Annotated in this window: 16 protein-coding genes; 12 read left to right on the forward strand and 4 right to left on the reverse strand. The window is 48.0% G+C overall.

The genetic code is table 11. The features are described 5' to 3' along the window. The first annotated feature begins 1 nt into the window (after nt 1). Nucleotides 2-835 (forward strand): carbohydrate ABC transporter permease, encoded by an 834-nt coding sequence (locus CI595_RS15715; RefSeq protein WP_243135183.1) that lies wholly within the window; start codon nt 2-4, stop codon nt 833-835. Between the two features lie 19 nt (nt 836-854). Continuing rightward, nucleotides 855-2,567, forward strand: coding sequence for an amylo-alpha-1,6-glucosidase (locus CI595_RS15720; protein ID WP_095174575.1), 1,713 nt, complete (start codon nt 855-857; stop codon nt 2,565-2,567). Between the two features lie 101 nt (nt 2,568-2,668). Here the strand turns inward: CI595_RS15720 and CI595_RS15725 are convergent, their stop codons facing one another. After that, nucleotides 2,669-4,039, reverse strand: a complete 1,371-nt coding sequence (locus tag CI595_RS15725; protein ID WP_095174576.1) for an MATE family efflux transporter — start codon at nt 4,037-4,039, stop codon at nt 2,669-2,671. A 450-nt stretch (nt 4,040-4,489) separates the two neighbouring features. Between CI595_RS15725 and CI595_RS15730 the strand changes: the two genes are divergently transcribed. The 8 genes from CI595_RS15730 to CI595_RS15765 all read left to right on the forward strand — a co-directional run bounded on the left by CI595_RS15730 (nt 4,490) and on the right by CI595_RS15765 (nt 14,897). Next, nucleotides 4,490-5,308 (forward strand): histidine racemase CntK family protein, encoded by an 819-nt coding sequence (locus CI595_RS15730; RefSeq protein WP_095174577.1) that lies wholly within the window; start codon nt 4,490-4,492, stop codon nt 5,306-5,308. Nucleotides 5,309-5,359: 51 nt separating this feature from the next. Further along, nucleotides 5,360-6,046, forward strand: coding sequence for a hypothetical protein (locus CI595_RS15735; protein ID WP_095174578.1), 687 nt, complete (start codon nt 5,360-5,362; stop codon nt 6,044-6,046). Between the two features lie 205 nt (nt 6,047-6,251). Continuing rightward, nucleotides 6,252-7,562 (forward strand): ABC transporter substrate-binding protein, encoded by a 1,311-nt coding sequence (locus tag CI595_RS15740; protein WP_162291894.1) that lies wholly within the window; start codon nt 6,252-6,254, stop codon nt 7,560-7,562. 735 nt (nt 7,563-8,297) lie between these two features. Continuing rightward, nucleotides 8,298-9,179 (forward strand): carbohydrate ABC transporter permease, encoded by an 882-nt coding sequence (locus CI595_RS15745; protein WP_095174580.1) that lies wholly within the window; start codon nt 8,298-8,300, stop codon nt 9,177-9,179. Between the two features lie 15 nt (nt 9,180-9,194). Further along, nucleotides 9,195-10,031, forward strand: a complete 837-nt coding sequence (locus CI595_RS15750; RefSeq protein ID WP_095174581.1) for a carbohydrate ABC transporter permease — start codon at nt 9,195-9,197, stop codon at nt 10,029-10,031. Between the two features lie 10 nt (nt 10,032-10,041). Continuing rightward, nucleotides 10,042-10,875, forward strand: coding sequence for a response regulator transcription factor (locus tag CI595_RS15755; protein WP_095174582.1), 834 nt, complete (start codon nt 10,042-10,044; stop codon nt 10,873-10,875). Nucleotides 10,876-10,934: 59 nt separating this feature from the next. Continuing rightward, on the forward strand, nt 10,935-12,719 hold the full coding sequence (locus CI595_RS15760; protein ID WP_162291895.1) for a cache domain-containing sensor histidine kinase: 1,785 nt from the start codon (nt 10,935-10,937) through the stop codon (nt 12,717-12,719). A 120-nt stretch (nt 12,720-12,839) separates the two neighbouring features. Then, the gene (locus CI595_RS15765) at nt 12,840-14,897 is read left to right on the forward strand and encodes a beta-galactosidase (protein ID WP_095174584.1); all 2,058 of its coding nucleotides are present in this window, start codon (nt 12,840-12,842) and stop codon (nt 14,895-14,897) included. Between the two features lie 61 nt (nt 14,898-14,958). Here the strand turns inward: CI595_RS15765 and CI595_RS15770 are convergent, their stop codons facing one another. Genes CI595_RS15770 through CI595_RS15780 form a run of 3 tightly spaced genes read right to left on the reverse strand, consistent with a single transcriptional unit; the run spans nt 14,959 to nt 19,860 of the window. After that, complete coding sequence (locus CI595_RS15770) at nt 14,959-16,872, reverse strand: ATP-binding protein (RefSeq protein WP_095174585.1); 1,914 nt, start codon at nt 16,870-16,872, stop codon at nt 14,959-14,961. Beyond that, nucleotides 16,859-19,132, reverse strand: a complete 2,274-nt coding sequence (locus tag CI595_RS15775; protein WP_095174586.1) for a hypothetical protein — start codon at nt 19,130-19,132, stop codon at nt 16,859-16,861. Before CI595_RS15775 ends, CI595_RS15770 begins: the two co-directional genes overlap by 14 nt. Further along, on the reverse strand, nt 19,129-19,860 hold the full coding sequence (locus tag CI595_RS15780) for a LytR/AlgR family response regulator transcription factor (RefSeq protein ID WP_095174587.1): 732 nt from the start codon (nt 19,858-19,860) through the stop codon (nt 19,129-19,131). The genes CI595_RS15775 and CI595_RS15780 overlap by 4 nt, the downstream gene beginning before the upstream one ends. Before the next feature lie 381 nt (nt 19,861-20,241). Between CI595_RS15780 and CI595_RS15785 the strand changes: the two genes are divergently transcribed. Beyond that, a complete protein-coding gene (locus tag CI595_RS15785; protein ID WP_095174588.1) occupies nt 20,242-20,427 on the forward strand; it encodes a hypothetical protein in 186 nt (61 codons plus the stop codon). A 188-nt stretch (nt 20,428-20,615) separates the two neighbouring features. Then, the gene (locus CI595_RS15790) at nt 20,616-22,067 is read left to right on the forward strand and encodes a sensor domain-containing diguanylate cyclase (protein WP_162291896.1); all 1,452 of its coding nucleotides are present in this window, start codon (nt 20,616-20,618) and stop codon (nt 22,065-22,067) included. The last annotated feature ends 30 nt before the right edge of the window (nt 22,068-22,097 follow it).

Here is a 22,097-nt window from a genome sequence, read left to right on the forward strand (position 1 = left end):
TATGAAGAGTAAAAAGCAGAAAAGGGTCAGGATTACCTGTTATATATTATTGATCGTAATTTCAATTACCATGTTGTTTCCATTTTTCTGGATGGTGCGGAGTGCGTTCATGACGAACAGAGAGATAACAACAGTACCAATAAAGTGGATCCCTTCCAGCTTTAATTTTGATAATTTTGTGGAGGCGTTTACGAAAGACTCCTTTGGGAGATATTTTCTGAACTCCGCTATCATAGTGATGGTGAATATGGTTGGTTCTATTTTAAGCTCCAGCTTTATCGCATTCGGTTTTTCCAGGCTTAAATTTAAAGGGCGTAATATCTGGTTCGCGCTTCTTTTGTCCACTATGATGATACCCTACACAGTTTTAATGATACCGCAGTTCCTAATATGGCAGTCCGTTGGAGGGTATAATACTTTTCTTCCGCTGACGGTCCCCTGCTTTTTCGGGACAGCCTTTAATGTATTCCTGGTGAAACAGTTCTACAGCGGGATCCCCAAGGAGTATGACGAGGCGGCACTTGTGGATGGGGCCAATTACTTTACGATCTATCTGAAGATCATTATGCCCATGGCAAAGCCTGCACTGTGTACAGTGGGAGTCTTTACATTCATGAACACATGGAATGACTTCATGGGACCGCTGCTTTATCTGGATGATCAGAAACTGAAGACAGTTTCCCTGGCACTTCAAAATTTTATGGGGCAGCATAACAGCCAGTGGAACCTGCTCATGGCAGTTGCGACGGTCATAACCATACCCATGATCGCAGTGTATTTTGCGGCGCAGAAGTATTTTATTGAAGGAATCACATTTTCAGGATTAAAAGGATAATAGCAGGAGGTATGAGAAAATGAGGCTTAACTTAACGGAGGTGCCCTTCAGTACAAGAGGGTCCTATATGGCAGTGTCATATTTGGAAGGCGGATTTCAAGGAAGAGAGATGGAGACAGGCCTGTATCTTAGGACCGTCCATGGTTCTGCCCGTTCTTCTTTTCTGGCCCGGATCACTCCGGTGCATGAGGGAAAATACGCAGAGTATACATATGAGGCAGAACCGCAGGAGGTACGGATTCTTACAGAACACGGAAAAGCGGGAATCACCTTTGCAGATGACAAGACCATAGTACTCCATGGCGACGTGGAACTGGAACTGGATTTTATGGCAAAAGGGACAATGTTCACTTTTGCGCAGCCATGGAAGGCGGGAGACAGAGAGTTTTATCTGATAAACTGCTTTAATGGCAATTCACGTTATATGCTCCGGGCAGGAGAAGGACAGATCCAAATGGAACAGAAGTGGAGTGTGAGCACAGCAGAGTATTGCCGGATGAGACTTGAAAAGGGAAATGCAAAGACATATACGGTGACACTTGAGGAGAATTTTGAGGATTGGCTGGATCGTGGCATAGACTATGATTATGCGAAAGCGGTGGGAGACAACAGGGAGAAGTTTCTTGAATTCTACCATTCCATGCCATCAGTTCCGGTGGAATATAAAGAGGCTGCGCAAGTTGCTGCTTACGTGAATTGGGCAAGCATCGTGTCGCCCTGCGGCGTACTCAAAAGAGAGTCCGTGTTAATGTCAAAAAACTGGATGTGCAATGTGTGGAGCTGGGACCACTGCTTTAACGCCATGGCCCTTGCCTATAATAACCCCACGGAGGCATGGGACCAGTTCATGGTGATGTTCGATTTCCAGAAGGAATCAGGGAATATACCGGACAGTGTGAATGATGCGGTGATCGTAAACAATTACTGCAAACCACCGATCCATGGCTGGACTCTGAGGAAACTCATGCAGATTATGGAACTGAGCGAAGCGCAGCTTCTTGAGGCATATGATAAAATCGGCAGATGGACCAACTGGTGGTTAAACTGCAGAGATGAGAACGGGGACGGACTTTGTGAATATACGCATGGAAACGACTCCGGCTGGGATAACGCAACAGCTTTTTCAGAACTCCCCCCGGTCACGCTGCCGGACTTGAACGCATTTCTTGTCCTGCAGATGGATGTTCTCGCAGACGTGGCAGCAAAGCTGGGATATAAGGCTGATTCTGCCATGTGGAGGACACGCGCAGATGATCTGATGGGAAAAATGCTGGATGTGCTGTTCCTTAATGATAGTCCGGCTGCTTGGGCGGGATTCGGAATGGAACAGGTAGAGACGGACAGCTTAATATTATATCTGCCCATCCTTCTGGGAAATAAGCTGCCGGAAAAAATCCGTAGGAATATGATAGAAGTTATTAAAGGTGAAAAATTCAACACAGAGTATGGGCTGGCCACAGAAAGTCCAAAAAGCAGCGCGTACGAAGCGGATGGTTACTGGAGAGGTCCAATCTGGGCACCCAGCACCATGATCATTCTTGACGGTATGATGGAATGCGGGGAAAAGGAATTTGTACAGGAAACCACACGCAAATTTTGCCGTATGATACAAAAGAGCGGCTGTGCGGAGAATTTCGATGCTTTAACGGGCAGTGGCTTGCGGGACAGAGCCTATACATGGACTGCCAGTGTCATGTTGGTCATGGCACATGAATATCTGGAATGTAAATAGTGGAATAGGTTAACCGGATTCATAAAAGCGGGTTATCTCCATTTAAGGAGATGGCCCGCTTCTTTTAAATTTGTCCAAACGCAAGGATATTTTAGTTTTTATTATTCAGCTTCGCTGGGAAGAGAACGGTAAAACTTCTTCTGCCGTATAAAATAATAGATGATAAACAGTACAGCCGTAAGCGCCCAGGAGATGGGATAACTCATGAGTATGCTCTGGATCCCCGGAATATGGGGCACAACCGCAAAAATCCAGAAGATCCGCAGCAGGCAGACACCTCCGCATGTCATGATCATTGGAATCAGCACATCTCCGATGCCGCGGAGGGCACTGGAGAGGATCTCAATGAAGATAAACAGCACATAACTGGGTGCGATCACCTGGATGATCTTCATGCCCACCTTGATAACCTCAGGGTCCTGGGTGAACATGCGGAATATATAACTGCCAAATAGCAGGAACAGGGCACTTACCAGTATGGATGCAATAAAGTCCATAAACAGACACACAAATACACTTCTCTTCATACGTGAGTATTTTCCGGCCCCGTAATTCTGCCCCACGAATGTGGTGATAGCAATGGAAAAGGCACCCGATATCATCCAGTAAATGGCGTCCATTTTGCCAAAAGCCGTGTAAGCAGCCATGGTATCTGTCCCCAGATTGTTCAGGGAAGTCTGTATAATGATATTTGAGATATTATACATAACAGACTGGATGCCCGCAGGAAGACCGATGGTGATAATGGATTTGAGCAGGAACTTGTGGAAGCGGATGCTCTTGGCCTCCAGCAGATACATGTCTCCGGGCTGCATCAGGGCCCGCACGACCAGGATGGCGCTGACGGCCTGAGCGATCAAAGTGGCAATGGCAGCACCCTCTACACCCAGATCAAGTCCCACAACCAGCAGGACATCAAGAAAAATATTAATAAAACAGCATACGATCAGATAGTAAAGGGGGCGTTTGGAATCCCCAACAGCTCTCAGGATCGCAGAACCCACATTGTAAATAAATACAAAGACGATCCCTCCGAAATATATACGCAGATAAGAGGCAGAACCGGCCATTACATTTTCCGGTGTGTGCATCAGCCGCAGCATAAAAGGAGTCAGGATCAGTCCTAGGACTGTGATGATGACACTGCCCACTATGGAGAGGGCCGCCGCTGTGTGCAGGGTGGCATTCAGGTCCTTTTTGTTTCTGGCCCCAAAGTATCGGGCAATGATAACTGTGGCACCAGAGGAAAGCCCCACAAAAAATCCCACAACCAGGTTGATGATCTGGCCGGAGGAACCGCCCACGCAGGCTAGGGCTTCCTTGCCCACAAACCGGCCTACCACGATGGCATCGGCTGTGTTGTATAGCTGCTGGAATAAGGTGCCCAGCATAATGGGAAAGAAAAACAGGAGGATCTGTTTCCAGATGACTCCCTCTGTGATCTGATTTTGGCCGGATTGCTTTGTACTCATGATGTTCCCCCCTGTTTATCGTGTGTTCATATCGAAAAAAAAGCACATAAGATATGCTGCCTTATGCCCTATATATACATATATAACACAGTTTTCCAAGAAAGTCGATAAGATAAAATGGTTTTTATATTTTGATGGATCGTAAGTTACTGTACACAGGCCACTGTACCGGGAGGCGTTTTCATGCCGAAAGCATGAAAATCCCGAGGCAGCCAGCGCGATATAGGGCAGAATGCTCCATATCTGTGCATCGCGATGCGTGTTACTGGACACGGAGTGTACAGTAACGATCGTAGCGGTTTGGTACCTCACAGTCACAGGGTTTAGGAAGGCGCCTTCCAGGGTGTGCTGCTATACAAAAAATACACTTTAAATGTACTGTGAACAGTTACCGTTTTGTGGTATGATAAAGGCAGAAAAATTTTGTTTGGGGTAAGACTGGAGGAACTTATGAAAGTAAAAATACGTGTAGCTGACCCTGCAGGGAATATCACAATTTTTGTCATGACACCCCTTGACAGAAGCCGGTATGCGGAAGCTGCCAATCAGCTTTTAGAACAGAGGGAATATAAGGCGGAGCAGGTAGGGTTCATGGAGGAGATGAGTAACGGTACCTGTCGGATGCAGATGATGGGCGGAGAATTCTGCGGAAATGCCACAAGGAGTTTCGGATATCTGAAAAGCCTTTTGGACCCGGACCATCCCAAACTTGTAGAGGTGGACGTGAGCGGCTCGGATTCCCCCTTAAAGGTTGAGGTGGATTTGGAGGCGGGCACCAGCCGCACCGCCATGCCGCTTCCGCGGAAGATGGTGAGTCTTTTGGTGCCTGGCTATGGAAGTTGTCCCATGGTCTGCTTTGACGGCATCAGCCATATTATCGTGAAGGGACCTAGAAGAAGTGATGCGTTTGTGCAGACTGTGCTGAAGGCAGCTAAGGAACAGGAAACATGCGATGCATACGGTATCATGTTTCTGGAACCCAGCGGGGACGGTATGGAGAAATGTTACCGGATGACACCGGTGGTATATGTGGCCAAGACCGATTCCCTGGTATGGGAATCAAGCTGTGGAAGCGGGAGTATGGCATGCGCGGCTTATTTGGCGGATAAAAAGGATGACGGGACTTATATTTATATTTTAAAACAGCCGGACGGCCTGATTGAGGCATCCGTGATCCGCCGGGAGGGGAAAACAGCAGAGTGCAGAATGGGCGGTAAGGTTTCCATTTCTGATGAACTGGAAGCAGAGATCCTGTGCCGTGCAGAATAATACGGTGCGACAGAAGTTTATGTAAAAGGAAGAAGAAAGGTTGACATAAATATGCAGAGAAGCAGTTTACATAATCCATATCCAGTGATTGAAAAAGACGGCACCCTTTCCTTTGGCGGCAATCAGGCCTGGTCAGATTCTGCTGTTATGAGGAAATGTGGATGCGGTGTGATAGGCGGGACAGATTTATTGTTGTATTTAAGTTTACATAAAGATATCTGCCGGACGGAATTATTTCAGGAAGCCTATTTGGAAAACGGTATTCTTGAACTGCCGGAGTATTTGAATTATGTAAACTATATGAGGAAAAGGTATCTGCCGGTCATCCCTTATTTCGGTATGGCAGGGTGGATGCTGGTGCTGGGGCTGAATCGGTATTTCAGGCATGAACGGATCAGGCTCAGGGCAGCATTCGGGGTATTTCCAAGGAATCTGTGGGTGCGGATCAGTGCCATGCTGGCGCATGATATCCCGGTCATTCTTTTGGTGGGGCCTAATTTTCCTTTCGTATGGGGAAAACACAGGCTGAATATGTACCATCGGTCAGCTGGGGGAGAGTATTCCCCTTCCTGCCAGATAAAGGCACATTTTGTCACTGTGACAGGTATGGATGAGACCTGGATGCGGGTTTCCTCCTGGGGAAAGGAATATTATATCAACAGGCAGGAGTATTACAATTATGTGAGGAAACACAGTAGTTTTCTGATCAGTAATATCTGTTATATTAAGAGCAGGTAGTAGTGGGACTCATGAAATAGTTCATCATATTTGGGAATTATCCCGGGCGGCGGATGTGCCGCTTGGTGATAATTCCCTTTTGTTTTATGTGCTGCGGGTTGATGATGGTCAAAATATCAAACATTTTTGGTAGAAAAGGCACCTGTTCCGTCATAATGACATGGGTTACAATGGATTCATCAAAAAGATCACGGAGGTAATAAAAATGAGAAAGAAAACAGTGGCTATGCTGCTTACAGCGGCAATGACCTGCGGCATGCTGGCAGGGTGCGGCAGCCAGGGGGACAGCAGTAAAGAGGCTTCCGGCTCAGGCAGCAAAAAGGGGGACGGCGATACCTTGACCGTTATGTGTGTGGGGACAGAGGCAGATACTTATATTGATGCCTACAACTCCATTGCTGAGAAGTTTTCAGAGGATAATGAGTATGGCGTAAAGGTAAAGATGGATTTCTATGAAAATGAACAGTATAAGACAAAGCTGACTACGCTGATGGCCTCAAATGCAGTGCCGGACGTGTTTTTTACCTGGGAATTGTCCTATCTGCAGCCGTTTGTGGAGGGAGGTAAGGTAACGGATATCACCTCATATCTGGAGAAGGATGCAGAGTGGAAGGACAGTTTTGCGGACGGAACCCTGGATCTGCTGTCATATGACGGTAAGAATTATGGGGTCCCTACTCAGAAATCACTGTGCGTTATGTTTTATAACAAAAAGATATTTGAGGAAAACAAAGTTCAGGTGCCTTCCACGTATGATGAGTTTCTGAGTGTGTGTGACACCCTGAAAAGTAACGGGGTGACTCCTATGGCCATGTGCGGGACCGATGCCTGGATCCCTGCGCAGTTTGTGCAGCAGATAGCAGGTGGGATGGCGGGGGACAAGCTATTCCAGGATATTTGTGACGGAAGTGAAAAATGGAATAATGAAACCCATGTAAAGGCGGCCGAGGAAGTGAAGAAAATGGCAGATGCAGGGTATTTTCAGGATGGATATATCGGTATGGGGCCGGAGGAGTCAACAGATTTATTTACCAATGGAAAATCCGCCATGTATTTTATGGGAGCGTGGGATGCGGATAAGATCCAGAAGAGCGGTATAGGTGAAGATGCAGGGGCGTTTGTGCTGCCGGCTTATGATGCGCAGTATAATAATATTTCCGTGGGGTCTGTGGATACCAGCTTTGCCGTTTCAGAGACTTGCGAAAATAAAGATGCGGCTGTGGCGTTTTTGAAATTCTGGACTTCCCAAGAAATGGAGGAAATGCTGTTGTATGAAAATGGCAGGATTCCGGCAGATAATTTTGAACTGGATACCAGTAAGCTGACACCGCTTATGGGGGAGGTGCTGACGATCTCCAATGAGCAGGTAGGGTTGACTCCCTGGTGGGATAGACAGTTTGGAGCTGGAGAAGGGGTTGAGTTTAATAATACTTGTGTTTCTGTGCTTGGGGGGGAGGATGCGAAAGCGGCGTTTGATGGGCTGCAGCAATTTGCGGAGGATAATGCTGATAGGTAGTTAGTTGATGGATGGCTAAGAGGGACGGGGAAGGAGGAGGGACAGAGCAGGACCGGAGGGGGAGGGGAACCGGAAAACGATGCACTCCGCTGGTCAGAAGCTAACCTGCTCCCAGTCACTAAGTTCATCGCCAGTGGGCTCTTCACTAAGTGTCTGGGGCAGGTGGATCTTCTGACCGCTCCGCGAAACATCGTTTTCCGGTTCCCCTCCCCCTCCGGCCCTGCTCTGCCCCTCCTCCTTCCCCTGATTTTGGCAGCGGTAGGATGGCAGCGGTAGGATGCGACGGTAGGATATAGCGGTAGGATGCGACGGTAGGATATAGCGGTAGGATGCGACGGTAGGATATAGCGGTAGGATGCGACGGCAGGATATAGCAGTAGGATGTGACGGCAGAATATAGCAGTAGGATGTGACGGTAGGATATAGCGGTAGGATGCGACGGCAGGATATAGCGGTAGGATGCGACGGCAGGATATAGCGGTAGGATGCGACGGCAGGATACAGCGGTAGGATGCGGCGGTAGGATACACCGGTGGGATGTAGCGGTAGGCTGCTGCATAGGATGCGGCGGTAGGATGTAGCGGTAGGAATCAGCGTAGGATGCGGTGGTAGGATATAGCGGTAGGATACAGTGGTAGAATACAGCGGTATGATACAGCGTAGGATACAGTGGTAGGAAAGGGATTTAGTGGTAGGATGTGGATGGATTGAGTTTGGGTTGGCGAGGTAGATGGGATGAATAAGGTTTTAGGGAATAAGAGGAGTATTGCGGTGTTTGTGCTGCCGGCTTTTTTGATTTATGCGGTTTTTGTGTTGGTGCCGATTGGGTATAATGTGTATGTTAGTTTCCTGCAGACGGATTTGATGAGTCCTAGTAAGTTTGTGGGGTTGAAGAATTATGTAAACTTGTTTCGGGACTCTACTTTTACGGGGGCTTTGAGGAATAATATTTTGATGGTGGTGGGGTCGCTGATCGCGCATTTGCCGTTGGCGCTGTTGTTTGGGAATATTTTGTTTCAGAAGATTAAGGGGAGCCATTTTTTTCAGACGGTGTTTTTTTTGCCGAGTGTTATCTGTGGGGTGGCTGTGGGGCTGACCTGGACGTTTGTGTATAACTCGGAGTTTGGGCTGCTCAATAAGTTTTTGGAAGTGATCGGGCTGGAGAGTCTGCAGCATGTGTGGCTGTCGGATAAAGATCTGGCACTGTTTTGTATCATTGTGGTTGTTATGTGGCAGTTTGTCGGGTATCACATGATCATTCAGCTTGCGGCTATGAAAAATATCCCGGCCTCTTATTATGAGGCTGCGGAGATTGACGGGGCCAGTAAATGGGTGCAGTTTAAGAGTATTACCTTTCCTTTGATCAAGCCTATCTTGAAGGTGGATGCGGTACTGATCATTACAGGTTCCCTGAAATATTATGATCTGATCGCGGTTATGACCGGAGGCGGGCCAAATCATGCTACGGAACTTATGTCAACCTATATGTTTTATCAGGGGTTCAGGACGCTGAAGTATGGGTATTCCGCAGGGATTGGTGTGATCCTGCTGATCTTATGTATGTGTTCTGTGCTGCTGTCAAATCTGGTGTTCCGTTCGGAACCTGTTGAATTTTAGGAGGAGGGCGGAAAGATGAAAGTATCGGCAAAGGATAAGGTTTTTCTTGTACTGAAATATGTTGTGCTGGGGATTTTTACCGTTCTGTGTCTTTATCCTCTTTTGTGGCTGTTTTTGAGTTCTTTTAAGACGAATACGGAACTGTACGCCAATCCTTGGGGGCTGCCGGAGCAGTTTAGGCTGGATAATTATATCCAGGCCATAACAGAGGGGCACATTTTGCAATATTTCGGCAACTCTGTTATTATTGCAGTATCGGCCGTTTTGGTGGCAGTTGTGTTGAGCAGTATGGTGTCTTACGCCATCACAAGGATGCAGTGGAAACTGTCTAAGCTGACGCTGAATGTATTTTTGCTGGGGATGATGATTCCGGTGTATGCCATGGTGGTTCCCTTGTTTTCCATGTTTAACAGGATGGGGCTTTTGAATACACATTTGGCGGTAATCATACCGCATATTGCGATCGCTTTTCCAATGGCTATTTTTATAATGACAGGATTTATGGGGTCTCTTCCCAAGGAGATGGAGGAGGCAGCGGTTATGGATGGGTGTAATATCTACCAGATATTTTTTAAGATCATTATGCCTATTTCAAAATCGTCGGTTGTGACGGTGGCGGTTGTGACTTTTATTAATATATGGAATGACTTGCTGCTTCCGCAGATTTTCCTGACGGATTCGTCCAAGATGACGCTCCCGGTGGGGCTGACAGAATTCCAGGGTCAGTATGCAACGAATTATGTGGCAGAGATCGCAGCAGTGATCATAACCATAATACCCAGTATCATTGTGTACATATGGCTTCATAAGCACATTATGGAGGGCATGGTAGCCGGGGCAGTCAAGGGGTAGAGGAGGAGACATGAATTTACTGGTTGCGGATGATGAGATGGCGATTCGGAGGGGGATGTTGTCCCTTCCATGGACAAGTATTGGCATTGAGGAAGTCTATGAGGCGGAAAATGGACTGCAGGCAAAGGATATCCTGCGGCAAAAACGGGTGGACATTATAATCAGCGATATTAAGATGCCCGGACTTACGGGATTAGAGCTGGCTGAGTATGTGAAGGAGTATGACCTGGACACGGCAGTGATACTCCTGACAGGATTTTCTGACTTTTCCTATGCCCAGAAGGCAATCAGAAATGAAGTTTTTGACTATATGCTAAAGCCGCTGCGGCCTAAGGATATTCTGGAAACCGTGTCAGGTGTTATGAAGCGGCTGGAGCAGAGACGCTATCAGAAAAATGTAGTGCGCAGGTATGAGACCGACGCGGACAGCGTGGATCTGGGTGACCAGATACGGCATCATTTCAGAGGCATCAATACACAGTGTATGGATATCCTGCAGGATATGGCCCAGAGCTTTACGCAGGATATCACATTGAATTCCATTGCGGATACCTATCATTTTTCACCTGCGTATCTCTCCAGAATGATCAAGAAGGAGACAGGGTACTCTTTCAGCGAGATCTTAAACAGTATGCGTCTTGCGGAGGCAGTGTGGCTGCTCAGGGAAGACCATGTGAAAATCGGGCTGCTGTGTGAAAAATCAGGGTTCCGGGATGCCAGATATTTCAGCCAGGTGTTCAAAAAAGCGTTTGGATGCAGTCCCGGCGAATTTAGGAAAAATGCCGGACAGCAGAAAAACTACAGTATTAAGAGTATACTGGAGCTGATTCAGGAGAAGAAATGAGATTACTCTTTGGCAGATCTGCGCAGCTTGGAAGCAGCAGAGGTATCCGGAGGCATGTGATGACAGAAAAAAGAAAGCGGAAGCTGAGGATCACGGGGATCAGAAAAAAGATGCTGTTTGTATTTGCTGTCCTTATTACAATAACAGGTGCGGGCATCTCTGTTTTTTCCGCGGCAGTTTTCAAGCAGGGATACGGCAAGATTTCCAAAGTGTATCTCCAGGATGTAACACAGCAGACTACCAACAATCTTGAAAATATGATTCAGACCATAGAGGACATTAATATTCAGATCCTCTCCAGCGCTGTGATCCAGGAGCAGCTGGAGATTGTAAACGGGCAGGAGATGGAGCCTTACAGCATCCGGAACATCAGCAAGATCGTGGAGCGGGAGCTGGAGACAAACGCCCTGTTCAGTTCCGATGTGGTTTCACTGAGTGTTATCTCAAAGAGCGGACTGGAGTTTTCCGTAAAAAAGATCACAGGGCGCGGGACTGACCTTGCCTTTTTGGAGGGAGATATCTATAAGGCCAATGGGACCACCCTTTGGGGACTGGTGGGACCTGACAAGGATATCTGTATTGCCAAGGCGATTCTGGATCTGACCACTATGAAGCCCATCGGATATATTAATATTGTTTACGAGAGGGAATATTTCGGTGACATTGTAAAGGATAATTCCACGGAATACTCGGGCGCGTCATATGTGGTGGACCGGGATGGGACCATAGTTGTCACCAACCATGAAAAATATCTGGGCACCCGTTTCCCCGTGGCCATCGAGGCACTGAGGGAAACGGACACATCCAGATATGATATATTAAATGATACAAATTCCTTCTATTATGTAGGAAACGAGATGCCAAATGGCTGGACCCTTGTGGAAGCGGTATCGGTAAAGGAGTTCTATAAAAATACATACAGAGTCATAGGGCTGACAGGCATTTTTCTTCTGGGGATCTTGATCCTGAGTTTTTTCTCAATCAATATGGCTACAAAGCATATTGCCAGGCCCACCCAGGACCTGCTGGAGAGTATGAAGCTGTTCGGAAAAGGAAACCTTTCCCACAGGGTGGAGGTAAAGTCCACGGACGAGATTGGTCAGATAGGAAGCGAATACAACCGTATGGCCGAAAATATAGAGACTCTGATCGAAAAGGTCTACAAGATGGAGATCACCCAGAAGCAGGCGGAGATAGATTTTTTATGTATGCAGATCAATCCCCACTTTCTCTACAATACACTGGATACCATCAGCTGGATGGCTATTATGCAGGGAAACCTGGATATTTCGGAGATGACCATATCCCTGGCAGATTTACTCAGAGCCATGATCAAGAAGGACAGGTTTGTCACAGTGGAGGAGGAGATGAAGACCGTGAAGGATTATCTTCTGATACAGGGGCAGCGGTTCGGGGATAAGATATCTGTCCTTTATGATGTGGATGAACAGGCTTACCCCTGTCAGGTCCCCAATTTCATTCTTCAGCCGCTGATCGAAAACGCCATCATCCATGGGCTGGAACCAAAGCTGGGAAAAGGGATGCTCTGTGTGCGGATCAAACTGGAAAAGGACACAGTAGTGTTCTGCATAGCGGATGACGGTGTGGGCATGAGCCGGGAAGAAATACGGGAACTCTATGAAAAATGTGAGATGAATGAGACAAATCAAAATATAGGGCTTAAAAATGTTTACCGCAGACTTATCCTGTGTTATGGTGAAAGCAGCAGGCTTCATATAGAGAGTGAGAAGCACAGGGGAACGAAAATTAATTTTATCCTGCCCATGATGATCAAGGGTAACAGTTCAGGCGAGCCTGAACTGTTACATGCATCCAGCCATTAGAAATCGCCTCGCGATGGGCTGGATGCTTGCTGGCACTACCTGTTCTTACGGTCAGCGCAGTAAATGCGCAGACCTGTCTGAACTGTTACGATCAAGGGGCAGCAGGAGGAGGAAAACTGAATGAGAAATACGCAGAATTTCAAATGGGACGGTTTGTCCCTTGGAACTTGTTATTATCCGGAGCACTGGGACGAAAGCCTGTGGAGGGAAGACCTTCAGAGAATGAAGGCAAATGGTATTTTTACCATACGGATCGCGGAGTTCGCGTGGAGTAAGATTGAACCCCGAGAAGGGGAATTTACCTTTGGTTTTTTTGATTCATTCCTTGATGTGGTTGAGGAGGAAGGGATGAAAGTCATATTCGGCACCCCCACAGCCACACCCCCGGCCTGGCTGACCCGAAAGTATCCGGAAGTCCTGAACTGCCGTCTGGACGGTACGCCTTTCAGGCATGGGATGAGAAGACATTATAATTATAACTCTCCGGTCTATCAGAAGCTGTGTGCCGTTATTGTGGAAAAAGCGGCAGAACATTATGGACAGCGCCCCTGTATTGTGGGATGGCAGATCGACAATGAGATCAACTGCGAGGTGGATGTCTTCTATTCAGAGAGTGATACGGCAGCGTTTCGGATATTCCTGAAGGAAAAATATCAGACCCTTGATGCCCTCAACCGGGCCTGGGGGACGGTGTTCTGGAATCAGACGTATACAGAGTGGGAGGAGATTTATGTGCCGCGGCCTACGGTACATGACTCCACCAACCCCCATCAGGTGTTGGACTACACACGCTTTGTATCGGAAAGCGCAGTCCGGTTCTGCAGACTGCAGAGCGACATTATCAGGAAATATAAAAAACCGCAGGATTTTATCACCACAAACGGCATGTTTGGGAATCTGGATAATCATAAGATGCAGGATGAATGTCTGGATGTATATACTTATGACTCCTATCCTAATTTTGCGTTCTGTCTGTGTGAGGACCCAAAACATTCCGATGACCTGAACGACAGGAAATGGAGCAGAAATCTGGCGGAGGTGCGGTCCATCTGCCCCCATTTCGGCATTATGGAACAGCAGTCCGGGGCAAACGGATGGAATACCCGCATGGAGGCCCCGGCTCCCAAGCCGGGACAGATGATGCTCTGGGCTATGCAGAGTATTGCCCATGGGGCAGATTATGTGAGCTTTTTCCGCTGGAGGACCGCTGTCATGGGAACCGAGATCTACTGGCACGGAATCCTGGATTATGACAACAGGGACAACCGGAAGCTGTCTGAACTGAACAGGATATGGAAACGAACAGAGGCCATAAATGAGATGGCAGGGGCCAAGTATCAGGCGGCTTTTGGACTGGTGCGGGATTACGACAATATCTGGGATGCACAGCTGGATGCCTGGCATATGCGGTTTGCCAAGAAAAGTGAGAAGGAGATATTCACGGCATCACAGATAAACCATACGCCTATGGATATGGTCTATCTCCTGGAAGGGACAGATGTGGAAGAGCTGCTTGCATATCCGGTACTTATTTACCCTCATCCCCTGATCCTTACAGAGAGAAGAGCAGAGGTTCTGAAACAGTATGTGGAGGCAGGCGGATGCCTGATCCTGGGATGCAGGACAGGGCAGAAGGATGAGACAGGAAAATGTGTGATGCAGCCAATGCCCGGTCTGCTCCGGTCCCTGACACAGACGGATGTGAAAGAATACACGTTTGTGGGTCCGGCGGATGATGCCGTTTACATGGAGTGGGAAGACAAACAGGTGGAAACAGGGCTGTTTAACGATATCCTGGCAGTCACGGGTCCGGATGCCAGGGTGCTGGCAAAATACAGCTCCAACTATTACGAAGGCCGCCCCGCATTGGTGGAGACAGCCTGCGGCAAGGGGAAGGTCCTGCATTTTGGCGGTACTTTTACCCGGGATAATGTAAAAGGATTTTTGGACCATACAGGGGCGCTGGAACCCTTTGAGGAACTGGCAGAAGTACCAAAAGCTTGTGAGATCGCCATGAGGGTGAAAGAGGGAAGAAAATATCTCTTTGTTCTGAATTATGACAAGGAACCTCAGAAAATCGTACTCAAAGTACCAGTCATGGACATGGACACAAAAGATGAAGTACAGGGAAGCGTAATGCTGAATGCATACGGGACCAAGGTTTACCGCATCTTTTAACAGACAGAACGCAGAAGGCTTCCGGGATACGTGGAGCGCCTTCTGCGTTTTCTGTTATGTTTCAGTGTTCTAAAGGAATCAGCACGGAAACTTGAAAAATATTGTCTTTCTCCTCAAAACTGACCAGTCCTCCATGGCGCTCCACCACGGCCTGTACGGATTGGATGCCAAGACCGATGCCATTTCTTTTGGCGGAATAGAAATGCCCGTCTTTTTTGTGTATGGTCCCGTCGAAGCTGTTGTCCGCCACAAGGCGGAGCTGATGGCTGCTGGTCTTCCCTTTTAAGATAATGAACCGTTTTCCTGTATGCTGGCGGGAACAGGCCTCCACCGCATTTTCCATGAGGTTTCCAAGGAGGATACAGAGGTCCGCGTCAGTGAAATCCAAGGTTTCCGGAAGAAGGAGCACAGCGTCAAATGCGGCATTGACTTGTGCGGCTGCGGAAGCATAGTAATGCAGAATGGCGTCTGCAGCAGGATTGTTGGAGTAGGTCACTACATCCTGTATCTCCTGGCTGGGTTCATATTCTGCCAGGTACCGGCGGATATCATCCAGGGAATCCTTATCCGCCATTCCCCGCAGTGCGCGCATATGATGCCGAAGGTCATGGGACGCAGTCCTTGCGGCACTGATCTGGTCCGTGAGCTGCCTGTAATGGTCCTTCTGCATGGCGAGCTGGCGTTCCATCTGCCGGTGCTCCTCCGCCATGGTAAGGCTGTGCCGGTAGGCTTCAGCAAGATTTCCGCATAACACGCAGAAAAGTGCAAGCATAATGGCAGCCCCGCCGATCTCTATAAAACGGGCTCCATACACCGGTTCATACAGCGGCAGGGTCCTGTCCGCCAAAAGTGAGGCGGAGAATACCACAGAGGCGTAGAACAGCAGGAGGGTATATTTTTTGTGCATAAAAAAGGCCGCTGCTGAGGTGATGAGCAGATAAATGCCGGTCCCGTATTTTAATATGGCAGACACAGCGGAAAATCCCATGAGCATGTTGAGGTTCAGGCTGGATGCGGATATTCCGGTGCCAATAGAGAGAATGACCCCTGCGGCACAGACCACTGTCCACAAGATCGAATATTTTTCCTTTACATGACACAGGCTGTTCTGAAGTATGACCACCAGCAGCAGAACGATATAGAAGCAGGAAAGGTTAAGCGTATACCAGGGCTGAATCTTAATTGTGAAAAATCCGGTGAGCAGGGGAAACGCGGTATATCCTATATGACACAGGCAGAGCAGGGCATACAGAAACCCTTTTTTCCAGCGGGCCCGGAATCCCATATACAGTGAAAGGAAAACACCGAAAGAAGCCAGGAGTAGACTGGCGATCCGGAGCATATACCTGATTTCCCTGGCATTGCTTACAGCCTCCACGGTTCCAAAAGCCGGAGGATAGACCATTCCGCTGTAGATCCAGGAATGATCAGTAACTGCAAGAAGGAGACTGACCGTTCCCCCGCCCTGGAAGATGGCCATGCGGCAGCTTACCTCTGGGGTGTATGATTCCGGGTTCGGATCCCCGGACTGCAGGAGCAGTTCGCCGTCCAGGTAAAGACGATAGGACGAATAGATTTCAGGCAGTTCCAACGCATAGGAATTAACACCTGCAGGCAGCTGCAGAGTCAGACGGTATGTGCCGCACCCATGAGGGGAATGCAGTGTGTTTCCCGTTTCCATTCCCCCGTACTGCCCTACAGAGACATACTGCCGATAGGTATCCGCTGGTTTTTTAGAAAAGGTTTCAGGGGTAAAAGTAACATTGGGATAAAATTCCCATTCACGGATAAGATAACGCAGGGGGCACTGTTCCAGGTCTTCATCCGAGAGTGACAGGAGTCCGCAGATGGGCTGTGTACCCTTCCATGTGTATTTATTATCAATGTAATACAGCTGGCGGAACAGCAGGGAGGATAAGATCAGGATAAGGAGCGGGATCACACACAGGAATACCAGCTTTTTAGTATTTTTCATGGTATAGTCTCCTTTTGCGCAGAAGCAAAACAGCAGCAGCGGCTGTACACAGGATAACTGCAGTCAAAAGCAGAAGTATGCAGACGGTCTCTTGTTTTGTCAGTCTGCCGGGCAATTGGCCGTTGGGTTCCTGCAGGGTATATGTGCCGGTTTCATAAATGTTTGAGGACACCCTGCCCTGTACGGACATATATTGTACTGCGTTTTTGTTTCCGGTATCTGTATGGATCAGGGTAAGCTGCTTTTCCTTCCAGTCACCGGAGGGGGAAAAGGGCATGGTGATCGTGGTTTCTTCCAGTTCATGCAGTTCCCTGCCGTCCACGTTGACAGACAGGGAGAAGGATGTGGGATCTGTCCTTCGTATGGAAATTTTCAAAAACGCATCGTCCGGCAGATTCAGGGAAGCCAGGAAGGCGGAGGGGATCTCTACCGTGATGCCGTCTTTTTCAAATAAAACAGTGTCAGGATTGGTCTGGAGCAGAAGCCGCAGGCGGATCCCGGAGATTGTAGTTGAAGTTTCTGAGACCTGTTCCAGCAAAGGCTCCGAAGTCTGGTCTGAGGTGGCGGTTTCCTGATCCGATCCGGTGTCTTTCGGGGAATCTTTCTCTGCGCCGGAGGATGTATTTCCGGGAGCGGTTAACCCGGCACCGGAGGCAGATGTTTCCGGGTAGCGGGTTCCCGCGCCGGGACCAGAGGTTTCCGGGGAGCGGATTCCCGTGTCGGGGTCAGAGTCTTCCGGGGAGCGGGTTCCCGCGTCGGGGTCAGAGCTTTCCGGTGCAGTTGTTCCCGCGCCGGGGTCAGAGCCTTCCGGGGACAGTTTTTCCGCGTCAGAGGCTGAATTTTTAGGTGGAATGGTATTAGCTTCTGTGGACGGGTTTTCCGGAAGATGTGAACCATTTTCGGGATCCGGTGTGTTTGTGCCCGGTTCGGGACCGGAATCCGGGGGATTTTGTTCATAAGGGGGAAGATCCTGGTCTGTGCGGTCGCCCCCGTCATTGTCACCGCCTCCGTCAATATCAATCCTTCCGTAAGAAAAGCGCAGGATGTTTGATACACCCTCCATGCTCCCGCCCTGTACATCAAGGTAAAAAAGGTAATCCTTGTCTTGGGGCAGCCCGATTATCTGGGCGCCCAGGGAATAGGTGTAACTTCCCGGCAGTCCCATGATGTCCTGCCAGGTTTTTCCGTTATCAGCTGAATAATACAGAGAAAGACTGTGTGCATCGGTGATCTCGGAGAAAAACTGTATACCAATGCTGTCCATCAGCTCATATGCGGCAGTTAGATACGGCTGGTCCGGTGCTATAATATGAATGGACAATTCCAGGGGAGGAAGGCTGACCGGAAACCAATCCGGTACGATAGGGGTGGAAGTCAGGGAATATTCTCCTGCTTCAGTGTATAAATCTGCGACACCGTCAAAAGAAACCGGAATGTCATATGTAAATTCAAGACCATTATCGGATGTAAAATAATATGCCAGGCTTGAACGGTTTATTGCACCGCCTGCGGTTCCGATAGGGTAGGAAAAACCGTAATTTTCCAGTATCCTGTCATATAGGCTGACGTTACAGTCATAGATCAGATACTCCGGTGACTGGGGAGTGACCCGGCAGCCGGTGATGGTAATGGGGGTTGTGCCGGATGCGGCGCTGCCGCCCTCGCTGGTGATACTGCAGAGTACGGCTTCAAGAGGACGCTCTGTATAAAGACTCTGTGCCCCTAATCCCTGGGATGTGATCTGAGCAAGGGATAACACGGTGTCAGGGCCGTCGTCATAAATTACCGTGATGGCATTTTCTCCGCAGGCAGTGACCGTTGTCAGATCAGAGTCCCATTTACCCTTCCCGGTGATCTGCACAGCAGTACAACCCTCCCCGGATGCCGTGATCGTAGTCTCAGGGGAGGTGGACAGATAGCCTTCCACCAAAAACAGAGGCATACGGCTTCCGCTGCCATAGAACGAGACGGGTCCATCCATTTCAAGATAACCATTTTCCTGAACGCAGATCCCATACTCCCCCATTTGGATCACAGTGGCAGCCGGGACCGTAATGGTGTTGACTGAAAAATTCCACTCAATGATATCTGTGAGGAAAATTGTGCCTCCGGGATGGAGGGTCAGTGTCTCATAGAGCTCCTCTGCGGTAGAACAGTAATAGGTCTCGTCATTTTCTGAGGCATATGCAGGGCAGGAGGAAACCGTGAGCAGGAAAAGCAGAAATGGAATGGTAAAAAAAAGCGCTTTTTCGGTTTTCATAGGGTTTCCTCCCTTCTGAGGCCTTTCAAGGTATATTCCAGAAATGTCTTTTTAACGGTTTTTCTTCCCCTCTGCCGTATGGGGACACGCTCCTGATTTTTCAGCAGAAATTCATCGGAGGGTACACTCTCTATCCAGTCCATATTGACCATCACATTACGGTTGCAGGATAAAAACCGGGGGTCACGTGAGAGACTATCCAGGACAGAGGCAATGGACTCATAGACAATAAGCTGTTTTTCCGGCAAATGTATATAGGTTCGTCTGGAGATACAGTCTACATACATAATATCTTTCAGCAGGATTTCTGTTTTAATATTTCCTTTTACAGTCAGGGTAATATACTGGTTATCTTTTTCTAAGGGGGTACAGACAATATCCAGTGCTCTTGCCAGTGCTGTCTCCTTCAGGGGTTTGGTCAGATAATAAGAGGCATTCACCTCATAGCTCTCCACAGCGTGGGCATAGCTTGTGGTGAAGAAGATAAGAGAACAAGAGGTATCGGCCTGTCTTATCTGCCGCGCAGTATCCATACCGTTTAATTCAGACATATAAATATCCAGAAAGATCAGATCATACTGCCCGGGAGAGAATGTTGTAAGAAAACGCAGGCCTGAGGTATAACAATCCCAGGTTCCTGCCAAGCCCTTATTATGGAAATACGTTTTGAGCATATTTATCAGCTCCTGCCGGTCCTGTTCTCTGTCCTCCACGATCGCTATCCGCATAAAGCTTTCCCCTCTCTTTTTTCGCAATTGTTACAAATATTTGTAACTATTCAGTAGGTCTGCGCATTCACTGCGCTGACCGTAAGAAAGTGTACCACGGCCAAGCAAAAATCCCATGGCCAAAGACGATTCTGCATGGATCTTTGCCTGTAACTGTAAGGGTACTGAATAGTTACAAATATTTTAACATATCACGTTTGGTTGTACACTGAAGAAAACGGATTTTGGGTAAAAAAAATGGAGTTTCCGTGTGATCAAAATGTCTTTCCGTTTGGAAAACAGAGTTTGGGTGAAAGGTTCTGTTTATTATTCAGACAGTATGGTATATTTTCTATATATTTAATGGGTTGATAGAGAAAAAAATTGTTTGGAGGGAAAAGCATGACTGAAAAAAAGGAATTTTCTATTATCATTACAGGATATGAGCACAATACATGGCAGGGGGTATTTACATGCGGGGAATTTTCTGCCTCCTTTTTAAGTGAACTGGATCTGCTTCACCTGATAGAACATGAATTAAGTGCATCCCAAACAGAAGACGGGGCGGAGCAGATACCCGAAACATGATACAAGAGCAAAATAGATACCGGCAGCGGGAATGATATGCTACCTCTTGAGCAGATAAGGTAAATAGCCGAAATCTGCTTAGGGGGTATTTTTTTGTCCGGTTTTACTAATAAGATTGAATCTTAATCTGCAAAAAGCTATAATGGTAATAAATACAAAGGATGTCAGCAGATTCGGGGGATGGGTGTATGGAATTATCGGACAGGCATTATGAAAGGAAAAAGAAATACAAATATCCCGCGAAAAGCCGCAGGATCTGGATCATTATTTCTATACTTTTGATATCCTGCTGTGCCCTGGATATGTTCTATTATAAAAAAATACAGGACGGACTTCTGGAACAGACCTACAGTGACCTGGAAAAGGAGAGTAATGTTGCCCGGAGTAATCTGGAGAGCCGTCTGCAGGCAAAGCAGGAATGGCTGGAGATGATCGCGGCATTCTGTGATGTGCCTGACGGTTCCGGGAATGAGAACTGGTGGAACAAGACAAAGCAGTTCTGTACAGAGGATTACAGACTGGAGATCGGAGACACAGAGGGCAATCTTTATTATGGAGACCATCAGTCCGGTTATGTAGGGGACAAGCCATATTATCAGGAGCTCATAGCAGGAAAAAGAAGCATATCAGGCATCCAGTCCATGGGATATGAGGGGCAGGACAGCATTGTCGTTGGTGTTCCCATTCTGCGGGACGGAAAAGTACAGGGTGCGGTATGTGCGGAATATACGGTAAACAGTCTCGGAAAGCTGATAAACAGTTCAGAAATGAGCCAATACGGCGCCAATCTGGCGTTTACCGCGGAAGGTATCATGGTGGCCTCCTATCCCGGCATGGAAAAATTCGGGACCGTCTATGAGATGCTGGAAACCATGGAATATAAAAAGCAGGGGGAGGTAGGCCGGCTAAAGAAAAGTATTGCGTCGGGGGAATCCGGATATCTGGTCTATCATAACGGAGGCAGGATGCGGCTGTTCTATTACCAGCCGGTGGGGATCAGGGACTGGTATATTGCTTCCCTTGTTGTGACGGACAGTTATGAGAAGATCTTTAATGAGCTGAGGAGCATGTCCATTATTATTCTGCTGGCCACTACAGTCCTGATCATGGCGGCTGCTGTGCTTACCGCCTATGCCCTGAAGGTGAGGCGGAAGGAGATAGAAACAGTCAAAAAGGATGCCCTGACCGGAGTTTTCACCAGAGAAGCTGCACTTCAGGTGATACAGAGAGAGTTTGCAAAAAAAGGGGGCGGAAGCTACAGGGTATGCATGTTTCTGGACATAGACCACTTCAAAGAGATTAATGACACCTATGGACATGATGCGGGGGACAGAGTTCTGATCGAAACAGGGGCCATACTGAAAAAGTGTTTGAGAAATACGGATATTGTCAGCAGATATGGCGGTGACGAGTTCTGCATTTGGGTTTACGGAGATGTGGACAGTACAGTCCTGGTCAACATTGCAAACAGGATCCTGGGAGAATACCGGCAGGCCGGCTCCGTGAGTGTCAGTATCGGGATCGCGGCGGCAAAACAAGGTGACACAGACTATCAAACCGTCATAAAACGGGCAGACCAGGCTTTGTACAAAGCCAAGAGACAGGGCAGGAATCAATTTGTTTTGGACTATTCAAAGTAACCATAAAAACAGTAAGAAAGCATGAGACCA

It is taken from the genome of Blautia hominis, assembly GCA_002270465.1.
Taxonomy (GTDB): Bacteria; Bacillota; Clostridia; order Lachnospirales; family Lachnospiraceae; genus Blautia; species Blautia hominis.

Coding starts and splice junctions, on each gene's coding strand:
- CI595_RS15715 (WP_243135183.1), top strand. CDS start 2: ATGAAGAGTAAAAAGCAGAAAAGGGTCAGGATTACCTGTTATATATTA.
- CI595_RS15720 (WP_095174575.1), top strand. CDS start 855: ATGAGGCTTAACTTAACGGAGGTGCCCTTCAGTACAAGAGGGTCCTAT.
- CI595_RS15725 (WP_095174576.1), bottom strand. CDS start 4,039: ATGAGTACAAAGCAATCCGGCCAAAATCAGATCACAGAGGGAGTCATC.
- CI595_RS15730 (WP_095174577.1), top strand. CDS start 4,490: ATGAAAGTAAAAATACGTGTAGCTGACCCTGCAGGGAATATCACAATT.
- CI595_RS15735 (WP_095174578.1), top strand. CDS start 5,360: ATGCAGAGAAGCAGTTTACATAATCCATATCCAGTGATTGAAAAAGAC.
- CI595_RS15740 (WP_162291894.1), top strand. CDS start 6,252: ATGAGAAAGAAAACAGTGGCTATGCTGCTTACAGCGGCAATGACCTGC.
- CI595_RS15745 (WP_095174580.1), top strand. CDS start 8,298: ATGAATAAGGTTTTAGGGAATAAGAGGAGTATTGCGGTGTTTGTGCTG.
- CI595_RS15750 (WP_095174581.1), top strand. CDS start 9,195: ATGAAAGTATCGGCAAAGGATAAGGTTTTTCTTGTACTGAAATATGTT.
- CI595_RS15755 (WP_095174582.1), top strand. CDS start 10,042: ATGAATTTACTGGTTGCGGATGATGAGATGGCGATTCGGAGGGGGATG.
- CI595_RS15760 (WP_162291895.1), top strand. CDS start 10,935: ATGACAGAAAAAAGAAAGCGGAAGCTGAGGATCACGGGGATCAGAAAA.
- CI595_RS15765 (WP_095174584.1), top strand. CDS start 12,840: ATGAGAAATACGCAGAATTTCAAATGGGACGGTTTGTCCCTTGGAACT.
- CI595_RS15770 (WP_095174585.1), bottom strand. CDS start 16,872: ATGAAAAATACTAAAAAGCTGGTATTCCTGTGTGTGATCCCGCTCCTT.
- CI595_RS15775 (WP_095174586.1), bottom strand. CDS start 19,132: ATGAAAACCGAAAAAGCGCTTTTTTTTACCATTCCATTTCTGCTTTTC.
- CI595_RS15780 (WP_095174587.1), bottom strand. CDS start 19,860: ATGCGGATAGCGATCGTGGAGGACAGAGAACAGGACCGGCAGGAGCTG.
- CI595_RS15785 (WP_095174588.1), top strand. CDS start 20,242: ATGACTGAAAAAAAGGAATTTTCTATTATCATTACAGGATATGAGCAC.
- CI595_RS15790 (WP_162291896.1), top strand. CDS start 20,616: ATGGAATTATCGGACAGGCATTATGAAAGGAAAAAGAAATACAAATAT.